Source organism: Mesorhizobium sp. M7A.F.Ca.CA.001.10.2.1 (assembly GCF_003998575.1).
Taxonomy (GTDB): Bacteria; Pseudomonadota; Alphaproteobacteria; order Rhizobiales; family Rhizobiaceae; genus Mesorhizobium.
In genome coordinates this window covers 1-805 of record NZ_RZQY01001187.1, presented here as the reverse complement: position 1 = coordinate 805, position 805 = coordinate 1, and the positions used below count along the sequence as shown (strand labels likewise).

1 protein-coding gene is annotated in these 805 nt (G+C 66.8%); it reads right to left on the bottom strand.

Annotated features, from left to right (window positions below; all coding sequences use genetic code 11):
- Positions 1–139: 139 nt before the first annotated feature.
- Positions 140–805: FAD-dependent oxidoreductase (locus EN964_RS36045; protein WP_164776531.1), on the bottom strand; the 666-nt coding region annotated here is incomplete at its 5' end.

Genomic DNA, 805 nt, shown 5'->3' with positions numbered 1-805 from the left:
GGCCGCGCACAGCAATTCGGAGCCACCGTCGAGTGCCGGATCGCTGAGCAGCATCGGCGCGGTGCGGTCGATAACGATGGGGGCCGCGGCCGATACCACGACCGCGATCAATCGTTAGTATCGCTGCACGCTCCTGGGTTCAGCGCGGGAGAACGCTCGACCCCATCAACGCCTCGTCGATCGAGCGTGCCGCCTGGCGGCCCTCGCGGATCGCCCAGACGACCAGCGACTGGCCACGACGCACGTCGCCGGCCGCATAGAGCCTGTCCACGCTGGTCTTGTAGTCGCGGTCATTGGCCTCGACATTCCTGGAGCGGCGGCTGTCGGTGGCGATCTTCATCTCACCGTCCAATTCCTTCGCCACCCCGGCCGCGGCCGGCCCGGCAAAGCCGATGGCGATGAAGGCGAGATCGGCACGAATGACGAATTCGGTGCCGGCGATCGGCTTGCGCTTGTCGTCGACCTCGCAGCACTTGACGCCGGTCAGCTGGCCTTCCTCGCCGATGAATTCGAGTGTCGCCACCTGGAATTCGCGCTCCGCGCCTTCGGCCTGCGAGGACGAGGTGCGCATCTTGGTCGCCCAATAGGGCCAGACCGAAAGCTTGTCTTCCTTCTCCGGCGGCTGCGGACGGATGTCGAGCTGGGTGACGCGCACCGCACCCTGGCGAAAAGCAGTGCCGACACAGTCGGAGGCGGTATCGCCGCCGCCGACGACGACGACATGCTGGCCGCCGGCGATGATCGGATGCGACGGCCATGCCACCGACTGAATCGGTTCGCCGCCGACACGCCGGTTCTGCTGCAC